We start from the raw sequence: 8,046 nt of genomic DNA on the forward strand, positions 1-8,046 counted from the left end.
TCAGCAACTTTCATTTAATCGCCGATTGATCAACTAGATCAGGGCAGGGGGCTCGTATGTCCAGTGTGATGGAAACGGTGAATAGCCGTACTCAGTTGGCCGGGCAGAATCGTCTGGAACTATTGTTGTTTCGATTTAATGAGTCACAGTTGTACGGCATCAACGTCTTTAAAGTCAGAGAAGTTCTCAAGTGCCCCAAGTTGAATGTACTGCCCATGTCACATTCGGTGGTGTGTGGCGTGGCCAATGTTCGCGGTGTATCCATTCCGATACTTGACCTGGCACTGGCCACCGGTTTGCCCGGAGTCGAGGATATCGACAACGCTTACGTGATCATTACCGAGTACAACAACAAGACCCAGGGTTTCCTGGTCAGTGCGGTGGAGCACATCGTCAACCTGAACTGGGAGGAAATTCACCCGCCACCCAAAGGCAGCGGCCTGGACAACTACCTGACGGCGGTGACCCGGGTTGGCGAGCGCATGGTGGAGATCATCGACGTGGAGAAGGTCCTGGCCGAGGTGTCGCCGGTCTGCGAGGACATCTCCCAGGGGGTGATCACGGCGCAGACCCAGGTCGCTGCGGCCCATTGGCGGGTGCTGACGGTGGACGACTCGGCGGTGGCACGCAAGCAGGTGACCCGCTGCCTGGAGAGCGTCGGGGTGCAAGTGGTGTCGTTGAAGGACGGCCGCGAGGCGCTGGAGTACCTGCAGGCCCTGCTCGACGCGGGCAAGCGCCCGGACGAGGAGTTCCTGATGATGATCTCCGATATCGAAATGCCGGAAATGGACGGCTACACCCTCACCGCCGAGGTGCGCAACGACCCGCGCATGAGGCAACTCTACATCGTGCTCCATACCTCGCTGTCCGGGGCCTTCAACCAGGCCATGGTGAAGAAGGTCGGTGCCGATGATTTTCTCGCCAAGTTCCGCCCCGACGATCTGGCCGGGCGGGTGGTGGACCGGATCGCCAGCCTGACGCCGGCGTGAGCCGGCCCCCCGGGGCAGTGAGGCAGTGCCCGGGATTGATTTCATGATGGGAGTGAGCGCCATGCAAATGTCTGAACTCGACTATCAGCAAGCCTTGCTGCGTTACCTCGCCGAACGTCCGGAACTCGCGGCCCAGCTGGGGCTCGGGCCATCCTCGGGGCGCCCCTGGCAACCCGGGGACCTGAGCGAGTTGCAGATCCAGCACGCCAGTCGGCTGTTTGACGAAGAAGCCCGCTTGCGCGGCATGGGCAACTGGGAGCTGGCGCTGTCGTTCATTGCCCGCACGCCCCAGGAACTGAAGCGGATGACCCTTGAGGCGCATCGGGAAATCGCCGAGATGGTGGACATGGAGTGGGACCAGTATTGCCAGCTCAATCACTTGCACTGCTAGACGCCGACGAGGGCAGTTTTCTTCAATACGCTGCGATCCTGGCTCCCTAATCTGGGCGGCGGTCAATCCGACCCAGATTGGAGAAACAAGACATGAGCCTGGTGTTTTCCATGGCGGCCTTTGCCCTGGCCGCTTCCATCACCCCGGGGCCGGTAAACATCGTCGCCCTCAGCAGCGGCGCGCGTTTTGGCTTGCGCAGCAGCATGCGCCATGTGACCGGAGCCACCTTGGGCTTCGTCGGGCTACTGGTGCTGATCGGCCTGGGGCTGCACGAACTGCTGCGCCAGTGGCCGATCCTGACCCAGGGCATTCGCCTGTTTGGCGTGGCCTTCCTGCTGTTCATGGCCTGGAAACTGGCCAGCGACGATGGCCGGCTCGACACCCAGGACCAGGCGCGGGCGCCTTCGGCCTGGTATGGCGCGCTGATGCAGTGGCTCAACCCCAAGGCCTGGCTGGCCTGCGTGGCCGGCATGGGGGCCTTTGCCGCCGACGGCGAGCTGCGCCAGGTGTGGCTGTTTACCGCGGTGTACCTGGTGATCTGCTACCTGTCGATTGCCTGCTGGGCCTATGTCGGCAGCTGCCTGCGCCACTACCTGAGTCATCCGCCGGGGGTGCGTCTGTTCAACCGCAGCATGGCGGCGTTGCTGGCTGCCAGCGCGGCTTATCTGCTGTTCTAGCGCTGGCCGCGGTACTGGCCGGGAGTGGCCGCCAGGTGCTGTTTGAAGGCGCGCTGGAAATGCGCCTGATCGGCAAAGCCGGCCTCCAGCGCCACCTCGGCGATCGGCGCGCCGCTGCGCAGGCGGTCCTGGGCGAACTGCACCCGCTGGTTCACCAGGTAGGCGTGGGGCGGCATGCCGAACTGCTGCTTGAAAGCGCGGATCAGGTAGGACGGTGACAGCTGCGCCGCCTGGCACAGGTCGTCCAGGCTCAGGGCCTGGGTGCAATGCCGGCGGATGTAGTCGGCGGCTTCCTGCAGTTTGCGGTTGTCGCCCCGGGGCGGCGCCTCGGCGGGGTTCAGGCGCTGCTGCAGGTCGCTGAAAAAGCTCACCACGGCGCTGTGCTTGAGCAGGGGCTCGGCCTCGGCGGCCACCAGGGTCCGGTACAGCTGCTCCAGCTCGGCGAACAGCTGCGGGTCGCGGCTGTGAGTCTCGCGAAACGGCCGAAAGCCCAGCTCGGCGCAAAAGCCCAGGTCGTGCTGCAGGGCGGTCAGCCAGGGCGTGTCGACATACAGCATGCGATAGGACCAGGGCTGATCGTCGATCGGGTTGCAGGCGTGCACCACCCCCGGGTTCATCAGCACCACGGTGCCGCGGCTGACCCGCCACTGCGAGTGGCCGCTGAGGTAGGTGCTGACACCCGCGGTGATGCTGCCGATGGAGAACTGTTGGTGGGCATGGCGGCTGTAGCAGACCTTGCGGCCATCGGCGATGGAGCGGGCTTCGATGAACGGCAGGGCAGGGTCGCGCCAGAACTGCGGTTCCTGGTCGGCGGTGAGGGCAGGCTTCATTGAGGTTGTCCGTCTGCGAAAGCTGGCGCGATTGTATAAGGCTTTGTACGAAAAGCCTTGATACTCGGTGATGCTGCGTTGAAAACGGTCTCGGAATGCTCATTTACACCCCGTAAACTCCGCTTCCTCGACCGTTTTCGCCATGCCTGACCTTCGTCTCAAAACTTTTCGTACAGAGCCTAGCTCTGGCCGTCGAAGGCGCGTTGCAGCGTCGCGATATCGAGTTTTTTCATCCCCAGCAGGGCCTGCATCACCCGTTGCGAACGGGCCGGGTCGGGGTCGCAGATCATCGGCGTGAGGCACTGCGGCACGATCTGCCAGGACAGCCCGAAGCGGTCCTTGAGCCAGCCGCAGCGCTGCGCCTGTGGCGGGCCGCCAAAACCCAGGGCGTTCCAGTAGTGATCCAGCTCGGCCTGGCTGCGGCAATGCACTTGCAGGGAGATGGCTTCGTTGAAGCAGAACAGCGGGCCACCGTTGAGGGCGGTGAAACCCTGGCCGTCGAGTTCGAACGCCACGCTCATCACCGAGCCCTCGGGACGTCCGTGAATGTCGAAGCCGGCCTTGCCGTAGTGGCTGATGTGGGTGATGTGCGACTGTTCGAAGACCGAGCAGTAGAACTGTGCCGCCTCGTGTGCCTGGTGGTCGAACCACAGGCACGGAGTGATGGTCTGGATACGTGGCATGGTGTCGGTCCTCTGCGGGTTGATCACGCTGGCTCAAGCGTAGTCAACCCGCTGCCGCGCAGCGCGACCGTGGATCGGCGCGCTCAGAAGTCCCAGCGGGTCGCCAGTTGCAGGCTGCGTGGCTCGCCGTAGAAACCGGTGCCGAAGTTGCCGATGCCGGTGTAGTACTGCTTGTCGAAGAGGTTCTTCACGTTCAGGGTCGAGCTCAGGTGCTGGCTGAACTGGTAGCGGGCCATGGCGTCCACCAGGAAGTAGCCGTCCTGGGTGATGCGCGAGTCATGCCCGCCGTTGACCGCGTCGCTCGGGTCGGGCTGGTAGACCTTGCCGAAGAATTGGCTCTGCCAGTTGACCCCGCCGCCCAGGGTCAGGCGGTCCCAGGCGCCGGGCAGGCGGTAGCTGCTGAACAGCCGCGCCACCTGCTGCGGCTCGGTGGTTTGCAGGACCGAGCCGTAGACGTAGTCGTGATTGGCGTCGCGGGTGTGGTTGTAGCTGTAGCCGGCGGACAGGTTCCAGCCGTCCAGCAGCTCGCCGGCCACCTCGACCTCGAAGCCCTTGGTGGTCGCGCCCTTGGTCGGGCGGTAGACGGCGTCGGTGCCCCAGCCGTCCACCAGTTGCGCGACATTGTCCTGCTGCACATGAAACACCGCGAAGCTGGCATTGACCCGGCCGTCCAGGTATTCGGCCTTGATCCCGGCTTCGTAGCTGTCGCCCTGCACCGGGTCGAGGATCCTGCCGTCGGCGTCCTTGCTCATCTGCGGCTGATAGATGCTGGTGTAGCTGGTGTACAGCGAGTAGCGGTCGTTGAGGTCATAGACCAGCCCGGCATAGGGCGTGACCACTCCTGTCTGCTGGTAGCGCTGGCGCGCGTCGGCGCGGCCGGGCTCGAAGTAGCGGGTGTTGTCGATGCCCTTGAAGTCGCTGACCCGGGTGCCGAGGATCACCGCCAGGTCGTCGCTGGGCTTGAGCCGGGTGGCCAGGTAGGCACCGGTCTGGCGCTGGAGGATGTCGTTGTCGCCGATCTGCGGGATGTCCGGCTTGGCGAATTCGCCGCGCCACTGATAGATGCTGCCGCCCACCGGCGGGTACACCGAACCGTGGACCGGGATGTCCTGCTTGGCCTTCATCAGCATGAAGCCGGCGATCAGCTCGTGTTCGCGGCCCAGCAGGCTGAAGGGGCCGTGCAGGTTGATGTCGAGGTTGTCCTGGGTCTGCTCGCCCTTGAACTTGCCCATGTACATGAACATGCCGTCGCCGCTGGCCTGGTCCGGGTTGCCGCCGCTGGCCGAGCCCAGCAGGGTGTCGTGCTCGCGGCGCAGGTGGTCGTAGCTGACCTTGAGGGTCCAGTCATGGGCCAGTTGCTGTTCCAGGGAGGTGAACAGGGTCTGGTTCTTGAAGTCGCGACGGCTCCAGTCGGTGGCCGGGTTGAACGAGCGGGAAAAGTGTGTGCGCGAGCCGTTGCTGAAGTACATCGGGAAGCCGGTCCAGGTGGCGCCCCGGGAACGGGTGTTCTGCTGGTCCAGGCCCACCGTCAGCAGGGTGTCGGGGGTCAGGTCGGCCTCCAGCACGCCGTAGGCGATGTCCTTGCTGTTCTGGTAGTGGTCCAGGTACGAGCTGCGGTCCTGGTAGACCCCGACGAAGCGCCCGCGCAGGTTGCCGGTCTCGGTCAGTGGTCCGGAGATATCGCCTTCGCTGCGGTAGTTGTCCCAGGAGCCGAGGGTGCCGGTGACCGAGGCCTTGAAGTCTTTGGTCGGCCGCTTGCGGATCAGGTTGACGGTGGCCGAGGGGTCGCCGGAGCCGGTCATCAGGCCGGTGGCGCCCTTGATGATTTCCACCCGGTCGAAGGTCGCCATGTCGGTGCTGGTGGTGCCGTAGTCGTAGACCCCGTCGTAGGTGACGTTGACCCCGTCGTACTGGAAGTTGGTGATCGGCAGGCCGCGGCTGGAAAACTCCCAGCGTTCGCTGTCGTAGTTCTGCACGCTGACCCCCGGGGCCCGGCGCAGGGCATCGGCGATGCTGTTGCTGCCCTGGTCGTCCAGTTGCTGGCGGGTGATCACCGTCACCGATTGCGGGGTTTCCCGCAGCGACAGGTTGAGGCCGGTGGCCGAGGCGCTGGCCCCGGTGGTGTAGCTGCGGCTGTCCTCGGTGACGCTGCCCAGGCCCTGGGCGGACACCTGAGTGGTGCCCAGCTGCAACGGGCCGCTGGCGGTCGGCAGCGCTTGCAGCACATACCCGCCGCTGACGGCCTGGGCTTGCAGGCCGCTGTCCTTGAGCAGCTGCTGCAGGGCTTGTTCGACGCTGTAGCGGCCCCGCAGCCCCGGGCTCTGCTTGCCGGCGGCGAGGTCGTTGTGCCCGGCGACAAAGACCGCGCTCTGTTCGGCGAAGCGATTGAGCACGCTGACCAGTGGGCCGGGGCCGATGTCGTAGCTCCGGCGCTGGCTGTCCGCCTGCTGGCTGGCGGGGTTTTCGGCGGCCTGGGCCCAGGGGGCGGGCAGGCACAGCAGGGCGCTGCACAGGGTCAGGGGACGCAGGGACGGGCGCAAGCGGGGACGGTTGGGGGTTGGCATGGGGTTCCCTTGTGGATCGGCAATGTGAGTGCTGTTACCCGGTTAACCGAACCAGACAGGCAAAAGGGAACCGCAACCTTAAAAAAATGTTCGCCGGATGTTCAGGCGCGGGGTTCAGGCCCGAGGCTCAAGGGTCACCCACCAGGCGGTCAGGCGCTGGACCCGCACCGGCAGGGCGGCTTCCAGCAGGGCCAGGGCCTGGTCGGAATCGTGCAAGGGGAAGGCGCCCATGACCGGCAAACGACCCAGGGCCGGGTCGCAGCCCAGATGCCCCGGGCGATAGCGCCCCAACTCTTCGAGCAGTTGCGCCAGGGGCAGGTTGTCGGCCAGCAGCAGCCCGCGACTCCAGGCTTCGCGAGCGGCGCTGGCGCCTTGCAGCGGACCCAGCGCGACGGCGTCGAAGGCCAGCTGCTGGCCGGCATCGACCCGCTGCTGCCGGCCGCTCTTGGCGCTGTGCACTTGCACCGCGCCGGCGTAGACGTTGAGCAGGGTGCGGGCGCTCTCCCGGCGCACGCTGAAGCGCGTGCCCAGGGCCTGCAGCCGTCCGTGTTCGGTGTCCACCCGCAGCGGTCGCTGCGGATCCCTGGCGGTGTCGATGAGGATTTCGCCCTGGTGCAGGTGCAACAGTCGCTCCCGGGCGCTGTAGCGCACATCCAGCGCGCTCAGGGCACTGAGCCAGAGGTGGGTGCCGTCGCTGAGCCGGACCTCGCGGATCTCCCCGGTGCCGGTGGCGTAGTCGGCTCGCCAGCGACCCAGAGCCTGGGGCAGCGGCGTACCGCGCCAGGTGCCCCAGCCCAGGCCGAGCAACAGCAAGGCGCCGAGCACCTGGCGCCGCCCCAGTGGCGCCCGCCGGCCACCGCGCAGGGCCTGGCCGGCGGCTTGCTGGGCGCCGGCCTCCTGCAGCGGCAGCAGGCACTGGCTGACCCGCTCGACGTAGCCCCAGGCCCGACGGTGTTCCGGGTGCTGTTCGAGCCAGGCCTGCCAATGGCGGCGTTGTTCGTCGCTGACGGCTTCGTCCTGGAGTTGCACGTACCAATGGGCGGCCTGTTGCAGGCTGGCATGGCTCAAGCGCTGGGCGCCGTGTTCGCTCATGGGGCTCTACTCGATCAGCAGGCCGTCGAGTTCGGCCTCCAGCAGCGCGCAATGCACCAGGGCCTGGGCCAGGTATTTCTTCACCATGCGCTCCGAGACCCCCAGTTCTTCGGCAATGACCTTGTAGGGACGGCCATGCAACTGCGCCAGGAGAAAGGCCTCGCGCACCCGTTGCGGCAGGCGGCCGAGCATGGCGTCCACTTCGTGTAGGGTCTCGACGATGATCGCCCGTTGCTCCGGGGACGGTTGCAACGCCTGGGGCCGCGCCGCCAGGGCCTGCAGCCAGGCCTGTTCCAGCTGGCGGCGGCGCCAGTGATCGATGCACAGGCCCCGGGCGATGGTGGCCAGGTAGGAGCGCTGCTGCACCTCGCCGTCCAGCTGCGGCGGGCGCTTGAGTACCCGGACGAAGATTTCGTGGGCCAGATCGGCGGCATCCCAGGCGTGGTTCAGGCGGCGCCGCAACAGTTCATAGAGCCAGGGGTGATGGGCGTCATAGAGGTTGTGGACCAGTGCGGGGCTGGCGGGCGGCATGGAAGGCAAGGGCGTGGTCCGGTGGCGGGTGGCGTTGCAAATGGGAATTGCTCGCGATTAAAGCAAAACCCCTGATACGCTGCAAATGATATTGATTCGCCGTTGTGCCGGGGGGCAGCCCGGCCTGAGGCGCGGCGTCGGGGTCAAGTCTGGCGCCGCCGGGGCGATAAAACACTCAAGGCAGTGCCAGCGAGTGCTTGCCGACCAGGGTTTCTACAGTGGTATCTTCGCCTGCACCCCCTGTTTGCCCCACGGCGCCGCCAGACGCCGTGGGGCAAACAGGGGGTGC

General features: G+C 65.8%; 8 protein-coding genes. 3 read left to right on the top strand and 5 right to left on the bottom strand.

Annotated elements, in window-relative coordinates; translation table 11 throughout:
* Nucleotides 1-56: 56 nt before the first annotated feature.
* The 3 genes from J5M73_RS29825 to J5M73_RS29835 all read left to right on the top strand — a co-directional run bounded on the left by J5M73_RS29825 (nucleotide 57) and on the right by J5M73_RS29835 (nucleotide 2,057).
* Nucleotides 57-989, top strand: a complete 933-nt coding sequence (locus J5M73_RS29825) for a chemotaxis protein CheV (RefSeq protein ID WP_115582350.1) — start codon at nucleotides 57-59, stop codon at nucleotides 987-989.
* A 61-nt stretch (nucleotides 990-1,050) separates the two neighbouring features.
* The gene (locus J5M73_RS29830) at nucleotides 1,051-1,380 is read left to right on the top strand and encodes a DUF6388 family protein (protein ID WP_060839043.1); all 330 of its coding nucleotides are present in this window, start codon (nucleotides 1,051-1,053) and stop codon (nucleotides 1,378-1,380) included.
* Between the two features lie 92 nt (nucleotides 1,381-1,472).
* Nucleotides 1,473-2,057 carry a LysE family translocator gene (locus tag J5M73_RS29835; protein WP_060839044.1) on the top strand — a complete coding sequence of 195 codons (585 nt, stop codon included), beginning with the start codon at nucleotides 1,473-1,475 and terminating at the stop codon, nucleotides 2,055-2,057.
* Here the strand turns inward: J5M73_RS29835 and J5M73_RS29840 are convergent.
* The 5 genes from J5M73_RS29840 to J5M73_RS29860 all read right to left on the bottom strand — a co-directional run bounded on the left by J5M73_RS29840 (nucleotide 2,054) and on the right by J5M73_RS29860 (nucleotide 7,757).
* A complete protein-coding gene (locus J5M73_RS29840) occupies nucleotides 2,054-2,887 on the bottom strand; it encodes an AraC family transcriptional regulator (protein ID WP_207816807.1) in 834 nt (277 codons plus the stop codon). The two genes, J5M73_RS29835 and J5M73_RS29840, sit on opposite strands and share 4 nt — an antisense overlap.
* A 179-nt stretch (nucleotides 2,888-3,066) precedes the next feature.
* Nucleotides 3,067-3,570 carry a VOC family protein gene (locus J5M73_RS29845; protein ID WP_060841934.1) on the bottom strand — a complete coding sequence of 168 codons (504 nt, stop codon included), beginning with the start codon at nucleotides 3,568-3,570 and terminating at the stop codon, nucleotides 3,067-3,069.
* An 83-nt stretch (nucleotides 3,571-3,653) separates the two neighbouring features.
* The gene (locus tag J5M73_RS29850) at nucleotides 3,654-6,134 is read right to left on the bottom strand and encodes a TonB-dependent receptor (protein WP_207816808.1); all 2,481 of its coding nucleotides are present in this window, start codon (nucleotides 6,132-6,134) and stop codon (nucleotides 3,654-3,656) included.
* A gap of 114 nt (nucleotides 6,135-6,248) precedes the next feature.
* Nucleotides 6,249-7,226, bottom strand: a complete 978-nt coding sequence (locus J5M73_RS29855) for a FecR domain-containing protein (protein WP_207816809.1) — start codon at nucleotides 7,224-7,226, stop codon at nucleotides 6,249-6,251.
* 6 nt (nucleotides 7,227-7,232) lie between these two features.
* Complete coding sequence (locus J5M73_RS29860; protein ID WP_102864575.1) at nucleotides 7,233-7,757, bottom strand: sigma-70 family RNA polymerase sigma factor; 525 nt, start codon at nucleotides 7,755-7,757, stop codon at nucleotides 7,233-7,235.
* Nucleotides 7,758-8,046: the final 289 nt, after the last annotated feature.

It is taken from the genome of Pseudomonas sp. 50_B, from assembly GCF_017491625.1.
GTDB classification, from domain to species: Bacteria; Pseudomonadota; Gammaproteobacteria; order Pseudomonadales; family Pseudomonadaceae; genus Aquipseudomonas; species Aquipseudomonas danubii.